General features: G+C 41.1%; 17 protein-coding genes and 1 other annotated feature. Of the genes, 7 read left to right on the top strand and 10 right to left on the bottom strand.

Annotation, left to right across the window (positions count from 1 at the left end):
- The first annotated feature begins 188 nt into the window (after nt 1-188).
- Nucleotides 189-1,175, top strand: a complete 987-nt coding sequence (locus HDC33_RS10705) for a M23 family metallopeptidase (RefSeq protein ID WP_370457435.1) — start codon at nt 189-191, stop codon at nt 1,173-1,175.
- Nucleotides 1,176-1,338: 163 nt separating this feature from the next.
- On the opposite strand, the gene HDC33_RS10710 is transcribed toward HDC33_RS10705, so the two are convergent.
- The 3 genes from HDC33_RS10710 to HDC33_RS10720 form a co-directional block, all read right to left on the bottom strand.
- Nucleotides 1,339-1,881: a GNAT family N-acetyltransferase gene (locus HDC33_RS10710; RefSeq protein WP_179392416.1), complete on the bottom strand. Its 543-nt coding sequence runs from the start codon at nt 1,879-1,881 to the stop codon at nt 1,339-1,341.
- A 320-nt stretch (nt 1,882-2,201) separates the two neighbouring features.
- Nucleotides 2,202-4,247 (bottom strand): prolyl oligopeptidase family serine peptidase, encoded by a 2,046-nt coding sequence (locus HDC33_RS10715; RefSeq protein ID WP_179392417.1) that lies wholly within the window; start codon nt 4,245-4,247, stop codon nt 2,202-2,204.
- A 114-nt stretch (nt 4,248-4,361) separates the two neighbouring features.
- Nucleotides 4,362-5,378, bottom strand: a complete 1,017-nt coding sequence (locus HDC33_RS10720) for an LLM class flavin-dependent oxidoreductase (RefSeq protein ID WP_179392418.1) — start codon at nt 5,376-5,378, stop codon at nt 4,362-4,364.
- Between the two features lie 154 nt (nt 5,379-5,532).
- Nucleotides 5,533-5,761, top strand: a binding site (T-box leader).
- 58 nt (nt 5,762-5,819) lie between these two features.
- Between HDC33_RS10720 and HDC33_RS10725 the strand changes: the two genes are divergently transcribed.
- Nucleotides 5,820-6,980, top strand: coding sequence for a pyridoxal-phosphate-dependent aminotransferase family protein (locus HDC33_RS10725; RefSeq protein ID WP_179392419.1), 1,161 nt, complete (start codon nt 5,820-5,822; stop codon nt 6,978-6,980).
- Nucleotides 6,981-8,567: a phosphoglycerate dehydrogenase gene (gene serA / locus HDC33_RS10730; protein ID WP_179392420.1), complete on the top strand. Its 1,587-nt coding sequence runs from the start codon at nt 6,981-6,983 to the stop codon at nt 8,565-8,567.
- Nucleotides 8,568-9,018: 451 nt separating this feature from the next.
- On the opposite strand, the gene HDC33_RS10735 is transcribed toward serA, so the two are convergent.
- From HDC33_RS10735 to HDC33_RS10760, 6 genes are all read right to left on the bottom strand, one after another.
- Complete coding sequence (locus tag HDC33_RS10735; protein ID WP_179392421.1) at nt 9,019-9,351, bottom strand: ArsR/SmtB family transcription factor; 333 nt, start codon at nt 9,349-9,351, stop codon at nt 9,019-9,021.
- Nucleotides 9,352-9,777 carry an SRPBCC family protein gene (locus tag HDC33_RS10740; RefSeq protein ID WP_179392422.1) on the bottom strand — a complete coding sequence of 142 codons (426 nt, stop codon included), beginning with the start codon at nt 9,775-9,777 and terminating at the stop codon, nt 9,352-9,354.
- 125 nt (nt 9,778-9,902) lie between these two features.
- A complete protein-coding gene (locus HDC33_RS10745; RefSeq protein ID WP_370457467.1) occupies nt 9,903-10,040 on the bottom strand; it encodes a VanZ family protein in 138 nt (45 codons plus the stop codon).
- A 3-nt stretch (nt 10,041-10,043) separates the two neighbouring features.
- Nucleotides 10,044-10,850 carry an HAD family hydrolase gene (locus tag HDC33_RS10750; RefSeq protein WP_179392423.1) on the bottom strand — a complete coding sequence of 269 codons (807 nt, stop codon included), beginning with the start codon at nt 10,848-10,850 and terminating at the stop codon, nt 10,044-10,046.
- 265 nt (nt 10,851-11,115) lie between these two features.
- Nucleotides 11,116-13,200 (bottom strand): catalase, encoded by a 2,085-nt coding sequence (locus tag HDC33_RS10755; RefSeq protein ID WP_179392424.1) that lies wholly within the window; start codon nt 13,198-13,200, stop codon nt 11,116-11,118.
- A 127-nt stretch (nt 13,201-13,327) separates the two neighbouring features.
- On the bottom strand, nt 13,328-14,416 hold the full coding sequence (locus HDC33_RS10760; RefSeq protein ID WP_179392425.1) for a branched-chain amino acid aminotransferase: 1,089 nt from the start codon (nt 14,414-14,416) through the stop codon (nt 13,328-13,330).
- Nucleotides 14,417-14,731: 315 nt separating this feature from the next.
- Here HDC33_RS10760 and thpR point away from each other — a divergent pair, with 315 nt between their 5' ends.
- The 4 genes from thpR to HDC33_RS10780 all read left to right on the top strand — a co-directional run bounded on the left by thpR (nt 14,732) and on the right by HDC33_RS10780 (nt 18,066).
- On the top strand, nt 14,732-15,295 hold the full coding sequence (gene thpR, locus HDC33_RS10765) for an RNA 2',3'-cyclic phosphodiesterase (protein WP_179392426.1): 564 nt from the start codon (nt 14,732-14,734) through the stop codon (nt 15,293-15,295).
- Between the two features lie 477 nt (nt 15,296-15,772).
- Entirely contained in the window at nt 15,773-15,937 is a 165-nt protein-coding gene (locus tag HDC33_RS10770; RefSeq protein WP_255457338.1) for a hypothetical protein, read from the top strand.
- 231 nt (nt 15,938-16,168) lie between these two features.
- Complete coding sequence (locus HDC33_RS10775) at nt 16,169-17,137, top strand: ring-cleaving dioxygenase (RefSeq protein ID WP_179392427.1); 969 nt, start codon at nt 16,169-16,171, stop codon at nt 17,135-17,137.
- Nucleotides 17,138-17,364: 227 nt separating this feature from the next.
- A complete protein-coding gene (locus HDC33_RS10780; protein ID WP_179392428.1) occupies nt 17,365-18,066 on the top strand; it encodes a DUF421 domain-containing protein in 702 nt (233 codons plus the stop codon).
- 104 nt (nt 18,067-18,170) lie between these two features.
- Here HDC33_RS10780 and HDC33_RS10785 read toward each other — a convergent pair whose 3' ends face one another.
- Entirely contained in the window at nt 18,171-18,620 is a 450-nt protein-coding gene (locus tag HDC33_RS10785; RefSeq protein ID WP_179392429.1) for an SRPBCC family protein, read from the bottom strand.
- Nucleotides 18,621-18,766 lie beyond the last annotated feature (146 nt).

Below are 18,766 nucleotides of genomic sequence, written 5' to 3' on the forward strand. Positions count from 1 at the left end.
GTAATGGAATTCACTCTTATTATGTGATAGGAAAGTATTTATATACATTATTTTTTTAAATTCAACATTGTAAAGGTGACAGTCACCCGGACAATTTGAAACGATTCTGAATTGACTCGAAGGAAACACAGTTATGATTTCTTCCGTTTAGGGAATTCTATATGAACGTATTACAAGGAGGTTTTTTTGTGCGTCATTGGATTCTTTTACCGATGTATGTTGTCGCTTTGTCTTTTCTATTTTATACAGTTGTTTTAGCAAAAGAAGAGCCCAAACAGGAAGACATTCTCAAAGAGCGAATGCGCCTATATTTACGCTTTGAAAACGTATCTGTCCCTTGGTATCATTTAGCGGCCGTCGATCAGTTTGAACGCAATATCCAGCAAGTTCGAACGGATATTCCGAAGAAAGAAGGACCCATCGCCATTCATTTTTCGGAGGATGATTGGACGGGGCCACTCAACCCCGATAAAAAGGATACCTCCCCCGAGTCGATTGCCTATTCTGATGGAAGTGGACTTGATGGCAATGAAGATGGTTTAGCCGATTCCAACAATGCAGAAGACGTCCTCTACACAATGGCCACTTATTTAAGCGGCTACGGGCAAACTGAAGAAGACTTCGAAATGGCTTTATTGGACTACTACAAGCGCGAAGATACCGTTAAACAGATTATTACGATTGCGAAATTGTACGAGCACTTTGAAACCTTGGATTTGGATGAACATGCCTTTCCTGTTCCAACGAACTACAATTACAGTTACAGGGGAACCTGGGGTGCGAGCAGAGGATGGGGCGGCAGAAGGATTCACGAAGGGACCGACTTGTTTGCGGGTTATGGTACTCCTGTCCGGGCCACATCATACGGGGTTATTGAAATAATGGGGTGGAATGAATTTGGAGGTTGGCGTGTCGGTATCCGCGATACGCATAATACGTACCATTATTTTGCTCATTTAGCTTATTTCAATAAGGATATCAAAGAAGGCGACATCGTTGAACCAAGGACCATCATCGGTTCAGTGGGCAGCTCAGGTTATGGCAAAGAAGGGACATCAGGCCGATTTCCTCCCCATCTCCACTATGGCATGTATAAATATAATGGACGAACGGAATGGGCTTTTGATCCGTATCCTTCGCTTAGGATTTGGGAACGGCAAGATAAACAGAAGTGAAAAAAATTGGAAAGCATCGGTTATCATACCGACGCTTTCTTTTTGGGATTTGCTTCATCCTAAAAACTTAACTTTTCCTAAAACCGGGCATTCAGTTCCATGTTACTTTACGTACATTCGCTTTCAAATTCAAGTATTAATGAAAAGGAAATGGTAATTGTTCTTATAGGTCCTCTTTAATAATTGAGTACATATATAGATCATCGAATTTACCACAAGAAAATTCATAATGCCTCAGCAATCCATCCTTTCTAAACCCTTGCTTTTCAACTAGTTTTTGCGACAGGAGATTAGCAGGTTCAATTAAAGCCTCAATTCTTTCCAAATTGAAATGTTGATATCCATACTTAACAACACCCTCCAACGCTTCACTAGCTATCCCTTTTCCCCAGTAATCCTTGCTTAATTCATATCCAACTTCAGCCCGATAATGTTTAGATAGCATATTAAGAAAACCACAGCTTCCAATAACCTTACCGGAACCTTTTAATGTTATTCCCCATCTAATTCCCGTGCCTTCTTCGTATATAGATTGATACCAACTAATCTCGTCCCATACGTCTTTTACTGTTTGAAAAGGAAATAAGCCCATAGGTTTCACAACATCTTTATCGGACAGATAGGTAAACATGTCATTAGCATCCGCTGTCGTTACTTCTCTTAAAATCAACCTTCTTGTCTCAATTACTGGAAATTCTTTTTCCATTGAAATTTCCCCCTGGCAACTTTTTCATCGAATCAAACATAAAAACGACATTGAAATCCGTTATCTGGAATGATAAGTAGATAGTTTATGATCCCCTACCATATTCACGCCTATGATTCTCGCAAAATCTTTAGGGTCCATCTATATACACTTATACCCACTTTATAGAGATGAACTATATAGATACCTTTCACAATGACTTTACACCAACAAAAACGGAACCTACCCGCTATTGCGAATAGGTCTATAATGTCCCATCCTATTTAGTTGTTTTATTCCCTCGTAAGGAATCATAACCATTATGCCGGTGCATATATTAGTTAAATTTCAATTTCCATTGTTTTAAACAAAAACGTATACATATCCGTCTGTTCTTCGATGATTTTAACGGTCGGTTTGCCAAGTCCATGACCGGCATTCTTTTCTACCCGAAGGAGAATCGGATTGTCTCCTTGCTGGCCAGCCTGTAAGGTTGCAGCGTATTTCATTGCATGAAGCGGAACGACACGGTCATCCGTATCGGCTGTCGTCACGAGAGTCGGAGGATATTCGACACCTTTTATGACATTATGAAGCGGCGAATAGTTATACATGAACTCGAAATGTTCCTTGCTTGTTTCAGCATTTCCATAATCGGTCACCCAATACCGACCCACTGTAAATTTATGATAGCGCAGCATGTCAGTGACGGGAACGAGACAAAGTGCCGCCCCGAATAGATCAGGTCGCTGCGTGATGCATGTCGCAACAAGCAAACCGCCGTTACTTCCTCCCATGATGGCAATTTTTTTGCTGTTCGTATAGTTATGTTCAATCAACCATTCCGCGGCAGCGATGAAGTCGTCGAAAACATTTTGTTTTCGTTCTAATGTCCCCGCTTTGTACCATTCCTCTCCGAATTCCCCTCCACCGCGTAAATTTGCAACGACAAACACACCGCCAGCCTCGATCCACATACGTTGTGACGGAGAAAATGCTGGAGTCAAGCTGACATTGAACCCCCCGTAGCCGTACAAAAGAACTGGATTGTCTCCCGTCAACTCCAACCCTTTCCGGTGTGTCAAAAACATCGGGATACGCGTACCATCTTTGGATGGATAAAACACTTGGGTAGTCTCAAATCCTGTCGTTTCAACTAACTCCGATGTATTAAATACAGTATCCAGTTCACTCTTCTCAAAATCATAGCGTGCAATGGTTGTCGGTACTAAATAGGAGGTATAGCCAATAAACATTGATGATTCTGTTTTCTTTCCGGACACGCCAGATATCGAAATGAAATCCGGTAGGGACACTTCCTTTTGCAATTGCCCTTCCAAATCATAAATACGTAGTTTGTAATGGGCATTATGCAAATAGCATACAACAAACTGATTGTTAATCACTTTTGCGAATGTCAGCACATCTTCCTGTTCAGGAATGATATCAATCCAATTTTCTTTTTTCGGCTTATCTAAATGAACTCCAATTACTCTTTCCTTCGGGGCATCATAGTTTGTCGTGAAATAAAAGAGTTTCCCTTCATTGCCTATAAATAAATATTCGCCATCATCTTCTGCCAATAATTGAACAAACCCCTCTTTCGATTGTTCATCCCGATAATAGATACGGCTTTTATTTTCCGTCCCTTTCCATACTGTTAAAACCAAATAACGATAGTCATCAGAAAGCGTAGGATTAAAAGATAGCCCTTTATCAAGGGGGTCTTCATACACCAAAATATCCTCTTCTTGTTTTCTTCCAACCGTATGCCAATAAACGCGATTATAGTTACTTTCATCCTCTGGATCTACGGTTCCTGGTTCCGGGAATCGATTATAATAAAAACCGCTGCCTTCCTCATCCCACGCAATGCTGCTGAATTTGCACCATTTAACTATGTCAGGCTCATCTTTTCCCGCATGTAAGTCGCGAATCCGAATTTCCTGCCAGTCACTTCCATTTAGAGAAATTCCGTAAGCTAATTTGCTACCATCCTTTGTAAATGCAAGATTGGTTATCGCTGCCGTTCCTTCTTCATTTAATGTATTCGGGTCGATAATGACCTCAATTTCATCTGACCCCAAATCCTTTGTCCGATAAAAAATGGCCTGGTTTTGCAGACCATTATTTTTATGAAAATAATAATAGTCCCCTTCTTTTTGCGGAACGGAGTATTTCGGGTAATTCCAGGACTTCGTTAATCTCTCTCTAACTTTTTCACGTTCCGGATACGTCGCTAAATAGTTTTGAGTCATATTATTTTGCTCGTCAACCCAATTCTTCACTTCTTCATCATCCGGATTTTCTAGCCAGCGATATGGGTCTGCAACATCTGTCCCGTGAAAGTTTTCAATAATCGTTACTGTCTTTGTCATATGGCTCATTTCACTCCCCTATTTACATCTATCGTCTATATTTTACCATATCGCAGAATTAGTTAAATGACTTTTCAGAATAAAAAGCCGCAACCCTTTATAAAGGTTGCGGCTTTCATATATTCAGTCCATCATGTCTGCAACAATTTCATAGGAACGCAATCGATCTTCATGACTAAATACTTGCGTGTTGATAATTAATTCGTTCGCTTTTGTTTCTTGAATAAAACTTTCTAGTTTCTGTTTTACAGTTTCCGGACTGCCGACGATTGTAGTACGGGAATCAAGTGTTTGCATAATAGATGCACGTTGTTGCGGTGACCAAAACTCATCGATATTGTCTACAGGCGGTTTTAATTGTGACGGCATGCCTGTTGTTATACCAAGGAATTGCAGTTGCTGTGAAGTTGCCAACCATTGCGCTTTCTCGTCCGTCTCCGCAGCGATGACGTTGATACCGAGCATTGCGTACGGTTCCTTAAGAAGTTTTGATGGTTTAAAACTTTGATGGTAAAGCTGCATTGCAGCCATTGTATAGGCCGGTGCAAAATGACTCGCAAATGAGAATGGTAAACCTTTCTGCGCTGCAAGCTGTGCACTGAAGCCGCTTGAACCAAGAAGCCAAATCGGAATATCGAGCCCTTCCCCTGGAAAGGCGCGAACGCGGGCTGATCTGTCTGGTTCAAAATAAGCTTGAAGCTCCGCCAACTGTTCCGGGAAATCATCCCCAGAGCTTTGCAAAATTCTGCGTAGCGCATAGGCTGTTGCCTGATCCGAACCGGGTGCACGGCCTAAACCTAAGTCGATTCTCCCAGGATAGATCGATTCGAGTGTACCAAACTGCTCGGCGATGACAAGCGGCGCGTGATTGGGTAACATAATCCCTCCCGAACCGACGCGGATTCGTTTTGTCGAGCCTGCAATATGCCCTATTAGTACAGACGTTGCCGAACTTCCAATGCCAGGCATGTTGTGATGTTCAGCCAACCAGTAGCGGTTAAATCCCAATCGCTCGACGTGTTGTGCCAATTCCGCACTATTTTTGAAGGATTGCCCCGCGTTGCTGCCTTCGTTTATTGGAGAAAGGTCCAGGACCGAAAGTGGAATCGAATTGAATTTTTTTATTTTATCAGCAGTCAAATCTGATCACTCCTTATTTTGTTCTTATAAGAAAGGATACAGTTCCCCCTTCGATTATTCTACCAATCGGACTCATAAAAACTTGATTACTGACAAAATGATGCTTGACTTTCACTTTTCATTTGTTATGATTAGTTTTAATTCCATAACAAATCTAACTATTTTGATGGAGATACACTTTATCTACTGAAATCTCAAGAGAGCTGATGGATGGTGCGAATCAGTGATTTCTTTGTAAAGTAGCACTCTGGAATAGATAAGCCGAAACGTTTAGTAGGTTTATCCGTCACATGCGCGTTAAGCATGCTAACCAAGACTGTCCATCTATTTTGGCAGTAAAAAAGGGTGGTACCGCGTGAGTATTTCAGCTTTTCGCCCCTTACATTCATTTGTAAGGGGAGGAAGGCTTTTTTTATTTTCAAAATTGAGAGGAGAATGAAGATGTTACAAGATCAAATGCTACTACGAATTCCGGGACCGAGCCCCATCCCGCCAAGTGTTCAACGGGCGATGAGTCAACCAATGATTGGCCACCGGGGACAAGAGACATCGAACATGCTTCGAACTATCGCGCCCGGTCTGCAACGGATTTTCGGCACGACACAAGATGTTTTAATTTTAACAGGAAGCGGTACAGCTGGTTTGGAAGCTGCCGTTGTAAATATTGTCAATCCTGGCGATGAAGTATTAGTCGTTGTAACAGGAGCATTCGGCGAGCGTTTCACAAAGATTTGTGATGCTTACAACATCAAGGTTCATAGCGTAGATGTCGAATGGGGACAAGCACTCGATCCTTTGGAGATTAAACGTTATGTACAAAATCATCCTGAAATCAAAGCTGTATTTTCTACATACTGCGAAACTTCAACCGGCATATTGAATCCTATCAAGGACTTGGCACACGTGATCCGTGAAGTGTCAGATGCCTTACTCATCGTAGATGGTGTTTCCTGTGTCGGCGGTGTGGAGACGAAAATGGATGACTGGGGAATCGACGTCTTAGTAACAGGTTCCCAAAAAGCATTCATGCTGCCAGCAGGACTGGCCTTTATCGCAGCAAGCGAACGCGCTTGGAACATAATTGAGAACAATCCACAACCCCGCTATTATTTAGATTTAATAAGATATCGTGACAATTTGTTAAAAGATACTACCCCCTTCACACCTGCATTATCTTTATTATTCGGTCTGGAACAAGTGCTTCAGCTCATTGAGAACGAAGGCGTCGAGCAAGTGAATGCACGTCATACATTGATGATGAATATGACGCGCGCCGCATTCCAAGCATTAGGAATTCCTTTATTAACAAGTGACAGGGACGCCTCCCCTACTGTCACAGCGGTAAAACCGAAAGACTTCGATGCAGAAGCGTTTAGAAAAGTGATTAAACAAGAATTCGGTTTAATCGTAGCAGGTGGTCAACAGCATTTGAGCGGAAAAATATTCCGCATCGGCCATATGGGGTACTGTTCACCGGCAGATGTTCTTCAAACGATAAGTGCCATGGAAATCGGTTTACTCAAAATGGGCAAAGAAATTGAATTAGGTAAGGGCACTGCAGCTGCACAGCAAGTCTACTTAAATGAAGGAGTGTTGGTCTAAATGACTTTTAATATATTAATCAGTGATCCGTTAAGTGAAGATGGTATTTTTCCGTTAAGACAAGCTGAAGGTTTGAACATCGTTATTGAAACAGATTCCTCACCAGAACAATTAGCCGAGAAAATCAAAGACTATGATGCCCTACTCGTTCGTAGTCAAACACAAGTGACACGTGAAATCATTGAAAAAGCGTCGAAGTTGAAAATCATTGGACGTGCAGGTGTCGGCGTCGATAACATCGATTTGGATGCAGCGACCGAGCACGGCATAATCGTCGTCAATGCCCCGGATGGCAACACGAACTCCGCTGCCGAACATACAATGGCAATGCTGATGGCTCTTGCAAGGAAAATCCCACAAGCATTCAATTCGTTGAAAAATAAACAATGGGACCGAAAATCATTTATTGGCGTCGAGTTGAAAAATAAAACCCTTGGTGTGGTAGGTCTTGGGCGAATCGGTGCGGAAGTTGCAGCTAGGGCAAAAGGTCAGCGAATGAATGTCATCGCATATGATCCCTTCCTAACTGAAGAAAAAGCGAAGAAAATGGGTATTAGCGCCGGTTCTGTTGAAGACGTGTTAAAAGCAGCGGACTTCATCACCGTCCATACCCCTCTTCTAAAAGAAACAAAGCATATGATCAATAAAGAGGCATTTGAGTTGATGAAGGACGGCGTTCAAATAATCAACTGTGCGCGCGGCGGTATTATCGATGAAGATGCATTATATGATGCAATTGTGTCGAAGAAAGTTGCAGGAGCTGCACTTGATGTTTTTGAAACAGAGCCGTTTGTCGGTCATAAACTGTTGACACTACCTGAAGTAATCGCGACACCGCACTTAGGTGCAAGTACGATTGAAGCGCAAGAAAGCGTTGCAATTGATGTTAGTCGGGATGTCGTCACTTTCCTAAATGGAGGTGCCGTTAGTAATCCCGTCAATCTTCCTTCCGTCTCCAAAGAAGCGCTCGCTAAAGTTGAGCCGTTCTTTAACTTGGTGGAGAAGCTGGGTGTTTTCCTATCTCGTCTGGCGGAGGGCGTCATTGAAGAAGTGAATATCTATTATTCTGGGCAATTAGCCGAATCTGACGTTCGTCCTTTGACTCGCAACACCTTGAAAGGTTTATTGAAACGCAATCTTGGTACACATGTGAATGATGTCAACGCGAAATACTTAGCGGATCGCTTTGGTATTAAAGTGAATGAACATAAAACATCTACAGCGAAAGGCTTTTCTAATTTAGTGACCGTTGAAGTGTCAACAACGAATGGAGTTAGACGTGTTGCCGGTACATTACTAAACGGCTTAGGTGCACGTATTGTGAAAGTCGATGATAATCTTGTTGACGTCACGCCTGAAGGTCACTTGCTCTTCATTAAACATAAAGACCAACCGGGTGCTATTGGACGGGTTGGGACTTTACTGGCGATAGAAAACATCAACATTGCAACGATGCAAGTTGGCCGGTCAACTGTCGGCGGAAATGCAATCATGATGCTGTCTGTAGATAATCATGTCGAGCAAGTCAATGTGGATAGAATGAAAGAACTTGAAGATATTTATGATGTTATTGCGATAGATTTGTAGGATATAGTTCACTATCCGATAAAAAACGTACGATTATAAGGGTCCACAGAAAAAGTTAATAAACAGAAATGAGGCGACATTTCGTTCAGAATCAAACGAAATGTCGCCTTTTAAAATTCCCATTTACCTACGGAGTTAAAAACATAATTTTTTCAATAGCTTCAAATATAATGCCCAACTATTTCTTTATTCAATATACTAACTTCGTATATTGAATTTTTAATTATGATATAATTCAGAGCGCAGGCGCCTTACAGGGGTAGCCGAAGCCGTAAGACTGACGACGAAGTTCTCTGGCTTATGGCGGAAGGCATCCCCAAGCGCCGAAGCGTGTATTATGAACAATCCTTATCCAAAATCGATAATAGTGGGATTTTACAGCAACCATGATTTCCCAGCCGGTTTTTTCATTATCATACGATACAATCCCCTGTAAGCTTTCCAATCAAAATCATTCCACATCTTGATTATCTTCAATAACTTTTTTAAGTTTGGCGAGTTTGTTGTCCCAATACTGTTCATAGATGGATAGCCAAGACTGTAACTTTTGCAACGGTTCAGTTTCTAGACGATATAGCTTTTCGCGACCGCTCTTTCGAGAATTAACAAGTCCAGCCGATTCCAATATGTGAAGATGCTTTGTGACAGCTGTTCTACTCATCGTAAAATGGCTGCTCATCGTTGAGATTGATAATTCTTCTACCGCAATTATCTCAAGTAGTTTGCGGCGTGTTGGATCTGCGATTGCTTGAAAAACATCATACTTTTGGGTTTCTTCAAGCATTTAGGCTTCAACTACATTTTTCAGCTTCAGCACGAGACCATCCCAGCCGACAGACATGCGTGAACGTACTTCTGTATGTAATTCTCCAAACTCCGTTTGGCTTTCCTCATTCCAACCTGCGTGGATAAGTGTCAATTCGGTTTGGCCCGCTTTTGCATCCAATTCAAACGTAATTAGCCATTCCTTCCCCCACTCAAAAGATAATCGATTCGGCGGATTCACTTCCGTCACTTTACACGCCGATTCTCCCCATGGTCCCGCCTGAAGGATAAACTCCTTCCCTTCGATCGGTTCCATGTCGTTCGGCATAAACCAAGCACCAATTCCCTCAGACGTAGCGACATATCCCCAAACCTTTTCGATTGGTGCGTTGATGAGTATTTTCTTTTTAACTTCAGCAAAACAATCATTCTCATTGATGGACATAGTCATACCTCCTGTTTTGTAAATGAAACCATTTGGTTACGCATTAAATTATATGTAACCAAATGGTTGTATGTCAACCACTCTTTATCAGTCCTCTAACAATACCCATTATTTCTAGATACTTGTTACCGATATGATGAAGCCAATGACTTAGAAGTAAGTACCTTTTTCATTAATTCGAAAACCATATAACCTAAGGCACCACCTAATGTATTTAACATTAAATCATCCACATTGAATGTTCGTCCCGAAAGTGAAAGGATTACTCATTGGACAGCCTGTTTCTTATTCAACTCTTCAAGTATAGGGAATAACTTTTCCAGATGATCAATTTCATATGTTGGGGTAACCTCTTCACTTGGCTGTTTGTTCCCTCGATTAATCCAGACGGAACACATCCCTACCCGTGATGCTCCTAAAATATCAGTCATCAAATTGTCGCCTACCATGATTGCTTCATCTGCGGTTACGCCACTTTCAGCAAGGACATGTTGAAAAATAGATGCATCGGGCTTTCCTATTCCGAATGCCCCTGAGACAATGATTTTATCGAAGTATGGGGCAAGTTCAGATGTGATTTCCAGTTTGGTCTGTTGCAAACTGGGTGAACCGTTTGTTAATAGGACGAGTTTGTATTTATATTTTAGAGAGTCCAGCACCTTGAATGTCTCTTCATATAGAAAGGGATGCTTTTTTCGCTCCTGCGGAAATAGTTCTGCCAAGTTGCTGCCAAGTTCCTTATCAGAAATGCCGACACGCTGGAGTCCTTTTGTCCACGCTTCTTTTCGATACTCCGGAACAATTTCTTTCATTTTCTGAAAGAGGTCCCCTTCATCATCGAATGTACCCCATAAACCTTCAAACGGATTGATGCCGATTTTTTGTGTGAACTCATATGTATCATACGTTGCGTAAAGCGTTCTTGCTTCCAACCTGACAGCTTTTTCAAGTTCAGCCGGATTAAGAGTATGTACCCCTGCCGCATGTTCACATGTTTTCGTGAATGCTGTTTCCACACTTTTTTCATCCCATAATAACGTATCATCCAAATCAAAAATAATCGTCTTTATCATAAGTGACCATTCCCTTCCTACTATATTAACCATATAAGTTGAAGTAAAGATTTCTACTATTACGCTTTGGCGCTGTGGGGATGCCTTCCGCCATAAGCCCGGTAAGACGCCGACGCTGAGTTTATATACTGTATTCAATACTTCTATTTATATAGTATACATGATTTCAGACTAGTTAGACGAACAACAATAGTACTGGAGTCTAGTCGACAGAGAAAAACCGTCCCACATTGAAATTAGGGACGGCCTGATACATACTAATTGCTCAATAAATATCCCTATTCCAAAAACGTTGCGTTGCAATTGCTTTTACAAACGTTTTGTCAAAATCGGAATCGTTGGTTGCAAACACGATTCCCGGTCCCACCTTTGCATTTGATGCACTAAAGAATGGTACACCAGTCGATGCAAATCCAATTGGTTTATAATGCCTGAATGATTCGTTGATATAGTACTGAATATCAAAATTGAATTTCGCCTGATTGTCAGCTGTACCGCCGACAACGTACAGCGCATCAAACAGAACGGGATCCATTGTAAGGAAAGTGTCGTTCACATTTACGGAAAGGCCGTCTGTCCCTCTTACTTTGCCTTGTTTCTCTCCAACGATGTCAACCGTGACACCATATTTCCTTAACGTTTTAACGGTTTTCTTCACTTCCGCGCCGGTAAACCCGTTGCCGATCAGCACACCGACTTTTAATGTATACGGAACCTTTATCGTATTTTCCTGACTGAGTGCCGGAGATGATGCGGTAACATTCACTTGCTCTCCGGTTGGACGATTCACTCCGATACCATCTGCAACGCGGTCCGCCATTTCTTTATCCACACGAACGAACATATCGACAACTTGCTGTCTAACATTTAGGTTTTGCACTTTTCCGACCTCAAAAATGAAGGCATCAATGATATGCTGCTTCTCCGGAGGTGTCATACTATTCCAGAAAAGTCTTGCCTGAGAAAAATGATCTTTGAATGAATCGCTTCGTGCTTGAATAATACGCCCCTCAACTTTTTCTGCGTAATGGACGAATCCGCCTTCTTTCGCCGTTGAAGTTGAAGGTGTATTATTAGCTAGGGAATTTTTATGATAACTGACCTGACCGACATCTATTCTCTGACGGCTATAGCCGTTTCGCTGGTTATTATGAAATGGGCAAACTGCACGGTTAATCGGTATTTCTGTAAAATTGGGTCCTCCAAGACGAATTAGCTGTGTATCTATATAAGAAAACAGCCTGCCTTGCAGAAGCGGATCATTCGTAAAGTCTATTCCAGGTACGACATTGCCCGGGTGGAATGCAACTTGCTCTGTTTCCGCAAAGACGTTATCAACATTGCGATTCAAAGTCATTTTGCCGAAAATTTTAACGGGAACAATCTCTTCCGGCCAAATTTTTGTTGCGTCTAAAATATCAAAGTCAAACATGAATTCATCTGCTTCATCAATCATTTGCACACCTAATTCATACTCGGCAAAATTGCCATGTTCTATTGACTCCCATAAATCCCGCCTTTGGAAATCCGGATCTTTTCCAGAAATCTTCTGCGCTTCATCCCATACAAGTGAATGCACACCGAGTGCAGGCTTCCAATGGAACTTTACAAAATGGGCTTTACCTTCTTCATTGACGAAACGGAATGTATGAACGCCGAATCCTTCCATCATCCGCCAACTTCTAGGTATTGTTCGATCTGACATTTGCCACATGACCATATGTGCAGATTCCTGGTTGTTAGCAATGAAATCCCAAAAAGTATCATGCGCTGTGGCGGCTTGAGGAATTTCATTATGCGGTTCTGGTTTGACTGCGTGAATAAGGTCAGGAAACTTCACTGCATCCTGGATGAAAAAAACGGGAATATTATTACCCACAAGATCGTAATTTCCTTCTTGTGTATAAAACTTAACAGCAAATCCTCGCACATCACGTACCGTGTCTGCGGATCCAAGACTTCCTGCAACATTGGAGAATCTTGTAAAAACGGGTGTTTTCGTACCTGGTTCCTGTAGAAAACCCGCTTTCGTAAAATCCTTCATCGATTCATACAATTCGAAAACCCCATGGGCAGCATAACCTCTAGCATGAACAACCCGCTCTGGAATCCGCTCGTGGTCGAAATGAGTTATTTTTTCGCGAAAATGAAAATCTTCCATTAATGTCGGTCCGCGGATACCTGCTTTCAATGATTCCTCATCGTTTGAAATTTTCACCGCTTGATTGGTCGTTAGGCTTTTCCCTTCATTATTTACACGGAATTGTTCTAACTGTTTATCTTTACTGTTTTCATCTACAACACGTTTTTGGTTTAGCGATGATTTATCCACACAATCCCCTCTCAACATGAATATAGTCTGGTCTATTGAATGTATGGGACCCTTCACTACTATATGCAGGACCCTGAGACAAGGCATAAAGAAAAGGATAGCTCCACAAAGGGCTATCCTTTCCTCTTTCATACAGAAAAATTAATTATGCTTTCACCGGTTCAGTAACCTGAGTTACCCAACCGAATGGATCTTCTACTTTACCAGTTTGAATACCTGTCAGCGTGTCATATAACTTTTTGGCTAATTCTCCGGTTTCATTATTGTTGACGACCATTTTCTCATCATGCCAATTGAGTTCTCCGATTGGTGAAACAACCGCCGCCGTCCCCGTTCCGAAGGCTTCTTCCAACGTGCCTGCTTGGTGGGCCGCGCGAAGTTCTTCCATAGAAACTTTGCGTTCAGTGACTGGAATGTCCCAATGTTTCAGTAATTGAAGGATGGACTTTCTCGTAATCCCTTCCAAGATACTGCCATTCAAAACCGGTGTAATGACTTCGCCGTTAATTTTGAAGAAGACATTCATACTTCCGACTTCCTCGATATATTTCCGTTCCACGCCATCGAGCCAGAGAACTTGTGAATAGCCTTTCTTGTCCGCTATTTCCTGCGCTCTTAATCCGGATGCGTAGTTACCGGCTGTTTTCGCAGTTCCCGTTCCTCCAGCCACCGCGCGCACGTATTCATTTTCAACGAGAATTTTAACCGGGTGGATTCCTTCTTTATAGTAGGATCCAACAGGAGACAGGATGATGATGAATTTATATTTTTTCGACGGTGCAACGCCAAGATATGGTTCAGTCGCCACCATGAAAGGCCGTATGTAAAGTGATGTTCCTTCCGTAGTCGGAATCCATTCTTTATCGACGGAAATTAGTTTCTTCAAAGCCTCGATAGCGATTTCTTCATCGAAATGTGGCATACATAAGCGATCACTCGATTTGTTCATGCGTTTCATATTTTCTTCTGGACGGAATAGCAGGACCTGTCCATCTGTTCCTACATACGCTTTTAATCCTTCAAATATCGTTTGGCCGTAGTGGAAAATAGTAGATGCCGGATCCATTTCAAGTGGTGCATATGGAACAATTCGGTGATCTGTCCATCCTTGTCCTTCACAATAGTCAGCCACAAACATATGGTCTGTAAATACTCTTCCGAACTCCAATTGATCGGATGATGGCTGTTGTTTTTTCGATTCGCTCAATGTGACTGTAATTATATGGTTCGTCATGGTGTTTGCATCTCCCTATTCCAAATTTTCCGGCCATTCTCTCTGGCCATTTCCGTTTAATTGTCGATTAAAAAGGAATACCAGGATAAGCGACACATAACCGCTTAAATGATATCCCTTCGTTAGTATTCGAATACGGAAATCATTATCTAATAATATTGATTATATCAACTTATCCGCAAATAAGCTATCTAATCCATAAAAATTATTTGTGCAGGAAAATGCCTTGCTAATATGAACTTTCCGAGTTGATTTAGAGGTTTTAGGCTACACTAAGTGTGAACATGTCAGTACATTTTCAGAGGAGGAACAGGAGTGTCGAAACATTATTTTATTGGGATTACTATGCCTTCGACGTTAGAAAAACATGTCGAAGGTTTCAAGGATAAATATGAGCTTCAAACAGCTTATAAAGTGATTCCTCATATAGAGGATTTGCATGTGACCTTGCTGTATATTGGAGCCCTACCAGAGCAACATTTACCTTTTCTCACGGATAGTCTTTCGAAAATTGCAGCTACCCATACGTCATTTTCATTGTATATCGATGGATTATCCTATTTCGGTTCATCGTCCGGCCCGCGTGTCGTCTATTTGTCAGTTGGCGATTCCGTGGAATTATCACCTTTACAAAGTGAAATTGAGGTCACTGTCGCCAAACAACTTGATATGCCACTCTCGGATCGATTCACCCCTCACGTCACAATCGCGAAAAAAAGGAAGACAACGGATAAACTATCCATTCAAAAAGAGATGTTTGAGCCGATTGAAGTTCCAGTCCATTCATTTTCCCTTTTTACGATACATCCCGAAAAGTCTCCGAAATATGAGGCAATCGAAACGTTCCAACTTCAATCACAAACTGCAGATTTTAAATAAAATAAAATAAAATAAATAACCCCATCGAATCCGCTGCGGTACTAAGGGATATTCGCTGGTTTTTCTTAGGGATATTGGAGCTACTGAGAAAGTTCATGTCCACTATTAGAGAAGAGAATAAGCATTACACATGTTACACGCTTCGGCGCTTGGGGATGCCTTCGCTGTTTTTTTCGGGTATATTGTTGTACCCGATTCATCGAAACAAGATTAAAAGTTAACATGTGAAATATACCTTGGTATTACTAAAGATTTACTTTTAGAGATCCAGTACGTCAGTTTTTCAGTGCACGTACTAGCATCTGCATATAAGCTGAAGCATGTATTATTGCAATACTATGTCAAGTCTATAAGGGTGAACTTTTTTAGTGCAATTAATACCCTAAGAAGAACCATCGAAGGTGCCTTAATGTGAAGTAATATCCATTCACAACACCTTATGTCTTTGAAGTATCAAGTGATTAGGGGATTGAGATTTTGGAGTACGTGAACACAAGTACCTCTGCCGAATCAAAAAAGCTAATCGAACTATATAAAGTAATGGATGGCTATATTGAAAAAGGCGATTTCTATGAACATTATAGTTGTTGGGTTGATGAAGAAAAGAAAAAACGAGAGGGAGAAGTAACTTTGCAACTTTAATATTGGCAAAATTGAAACACCTAAAAGAACATTGATTCGGTTTGTGAAAAGTTGAATAATGGTTTTGTATAGATGTACGGGCACATGTTAGATAAATCTCTTTGCTAAAAAGACTTATTTTTATTGTGCCGTGACCCCCCTCACTTGACAAGGCAAAGAATCCTCTGTAAAATCACCTTGAATTCGAGATGTTTTTTATTACTACTAATTTTCACGAGAGGATTGATAAATATGAACGTAAAAGGTATTCACCATCTGACCGCAATGACTGGAAGTGCAGCGCATAACTTTAAGTTTTATACGGAGGTACTTGGCATGAGGCTTGTCAAGAAAACCGTGAACCAAGACGATACGACCGCTTATCATTTGTTTTACGGAGATGAAAAAGGAAATCCGGGAACTGAATTGACATTCTTCGATTTCCCAAATGCAGGCCCGAAAAGAGCAGGTGTCAGCAGCATCTCCAATTCATCGCTCCGTGTAGCAAGCGATGCTGCATTACAGTACTGGATTGAACGTTTTACTGAATTCAACGTCCAACATGCTCCCATTACAGAGTTTGCCGGTCGCAACGTTATTTTCTTCGAAGATGCGGAAGGCCAGCAATTGACACTAGTATCCGACGAAACAAATCCAGTCGCTGCAACGGGAACGCCGTGGGATAAAAGCCCGGTTCCTGTGGAGTACGGGATTACGGGACTCGGTCCAGTTAGACTTACCGTCCGCACACCGGAGCCTACAATCGCGGCGCTTCAAATTCTTGGGTTTACAGAAAAGAATCATGTTCCCGCTCTAGTCGCGGGTCAAAGCGATATCATCGTAATGGAAGTTGGAGAAGGCGGTTCGGGTGCTGAAGTGTACGTTGAACCACGCACCGATTTACCTGCTGAAGTTCAAGGAGTAGGCGGCGTTCACCACGTAGCTTTCCGGGTTGATGATGAAGAGGAACTGCATGCATGGATTGATAAAATTAACAGCACCCGCCTGCCGAACTCCGGTTTCGTAGAACGATTCTATTTCCGTTCTTTATACTTCCGCGAGCCAAATGGTATCCTGTTCGAACTTGCAACAGATGGTCCAGGATTCGCGACAGACGAACCGCTTGAAACATTGGGTGAATCTCTCGCACTACCTCCATTTTTAGAAGGTAAACGTGCATCAATTGAGGCGAACATCAAACCGTTGAATACGAAAAGATAAAAACGTGCCAGGCACCAACGCAACTTAAAATCGCGTCGATGCCTGGCACATTTTATTTAGAATGTACTATTAGTGACATTAAATATGCTAGATATAGTTAAGACCTTATTCATCTCAATACCTGTCGTTTGAAATCAATTTCCCTATTTCATCACATAATTATCGGCTAATAGTCAATAATAATTAGGATTATTGAAATCCAACGATAAGTAAGGATGTGAAGAGATATGGATTTTTTTTATGGTCAGGAAACACTTACGTCAATTCAGTGGATTTTACGGGCAATAATGTCGTTTCTCTTCTTACTGATCGCGACTAAAATGATGGGAGCACGATCTATTTCACAGTTGCGACTAATCGATTTCACCATTGCTTTAATACTCGGAAACATTATTGCTCACCCATTATCGGATGAAAAATTGGGAATGAAAGGATCCTTGATAACTACGACCGTGTTAATTATCTTATATATTATTTTCGTTTTCTTGAGTTTAAAATGGAACACATTCAGAAAGTGGTTTGAACCTTCGCCTTATCCTCTGATTAAAAACGGTGAAATAGTTTATGCGAACTTAGCAAAGGCAAGAATCACAATCGACCATTTATTGTCGGAACTACGAAAGGGAAAAATTGAAGATGTCGAAATGGTTGCTCTTGCACAATGGGAACCCGATGGTACCATTTCATTTTTCCTGTCGCCCCAACTCCAAGCACTGACTCCAGAAGACATGCAATTGATCAAAAAACCATTTTCTTTTCAAAGCATCATCATAAAAGAGGGGAATATCGATTTTCAGGAGTTACATCATACTGGTAAAGATACATTGTGGCTGGAAAACAAAATTTCTATCCTTAATGTAAAAATAAGTGACATTTTACTCGCTACTCTTGATAATAGCGATAACATGAAAATTTATTTGTATGACTAATGCAACATTAGTAAATAGTTCGTGGTAATAGCAAAACCGCAACTATTAACTTGAGTAATTCTGTAAGGTAAAGATTCAAATCAATGGTGTATGGCACCAATAGTTCAGTTTTCCGATTCGGCTACCTTTTTTACTCGTTCTACAAATTCAACAACAACTTTATCGTTGGCAAACAGTAAAAACAACTTCACAAACCATTTTAAAGGACGATTCGTCGTGGTATATGTAAAAGAGGTTTTATGCTCATTGAGCTTAACAAGTTCATAATACGCAGTAATATCAAACATATTAGCGAGTGTGAAACCGACTTTCATCTTTTTTTCATTCGGTAAATTCTGATATAGCAACGTTTCTACTTGGTACTCCATCACACGCTTGCCTTCTTTATATTTTTGTATATACACACTTCCAACCATTTCGTCTGTTATTGTTATTGGTTTGTTTTCAACCACTTGCGGCATAATTTTCCTCATATTTTCTGAAGATCCATCAAAAAGTTTCCAGACTTGTTCAATTGGTGCATCAATCTCAATTTTTTTCGTCCATTGTTTCATATTAATAACCACCTCTAAAATGTTTTATTCACCTGCTAGTAAGTACTTAACTTTACCACACCAGGAGATTTAATAATTATATACTTCATAAAAAAGGGAAACAGTATTAGCGGACTTACACCGCTCATCTGCTTCCCTTAGTTTCT

It is taken from the genome of Sporosarcina sp. JAI121, from assembly GCF_013408665.1.
Taxonomy (GTDB): Bacteria; Bacillota; Bacilli; order Bacillales_A; family Planococcaceae; genus Sporosarcina.

What these genes read in the sequence shown, in the direction of transcription:
- HDC33_RS10710 (WP_179392416.1), bottom strand. Translation starts at nt 1,881, where the DNA reads ATGGAAAAAGAATTTCCAGTAATTGAGACAAGAAGGTTGATTTTAAGA.
- HDC33_RS10715 (WP_179392417.1), bottom strand. Translation starts at nt 4,247, where the DNA reads ATGAGCCATATGACAAAGACAGTAACGATTATTGAAAACTTTCACGGG.
- HDC33_RS10725 (WP_179392419.1), top strand. Translation starts at nt 5,820, where the DNA reads ATGTTACAAGATCAAATGCTACTACGAATTCCGGGACCGAGCCCCATC.
- serA (WP_179392420.1), top strand. Translation starts at nt 6,981, where the DNA reads ATGACTTTTAATATATTAATCAGTGATCCGTTAAGTGAAGATGGTATT.
- HDC33_RS10735 (WP_179392421.1), bottom strand. Translation starts at nt 9,351, where the DNA reads ATGCTTGAAGAAACCCAAAAGTATGATGTTTTTCAAGCAATCGCAGAT.
- HDC33_RS10740 (WP_179392422.1), bottom strand. Translation starts at nt 9,777, where the DNA reads ATGTCCATCAATGAGAATGATTGTTTTGCTGAAGTTAAAAAGAAAATA.
- HDC33_RS10750 (WP_179392423.1), bottom strand. Translation starts at nt 10,850, where the DNA reads ATGATAAAGACGATTATTTTTGATTTGGATGATACGTTATTATGGGAT.
- HDC33_RS10755 (WP_179392424.1), bottom strand. Translation starts at nt 13,200, where the DNA reads ATGTTGAGAGGGGATTGTGTGGATAAATCATCGCTAAACCAAAAACGT.
- HDC33_RS10760 (WP_179392425.1), bottom strand. Translation starts at nt 14,416, where the DNA reads ATGACGAACCATATAATTACAGTCACATTGAGCGAATCGAAAAAACAA.
- HDC33_RS10775 (WP_179392427.1), top strand. Translation starts at nt 16,169, where the DNA reads ATGAACGTAAAAGGTATTCACCATCTGACCGCAATGACTGGAAGTGCA.
- HDC33_RS10780 (WP_179392428.1), top strand. Translation starts at nt 17,365, where the DNA reads ATGGATTTTTTTTATGGTCAGGAAACACTTACGTCAATTCAGTGGATT.
- HDC33_RS10785 (WP_179392429.1), bottom strand. Translation starts at nt 18,620, where the DNA reads ATGAAACAATGGACGAAAAAAATTGAGATTGATGCACCAATTGAACAA.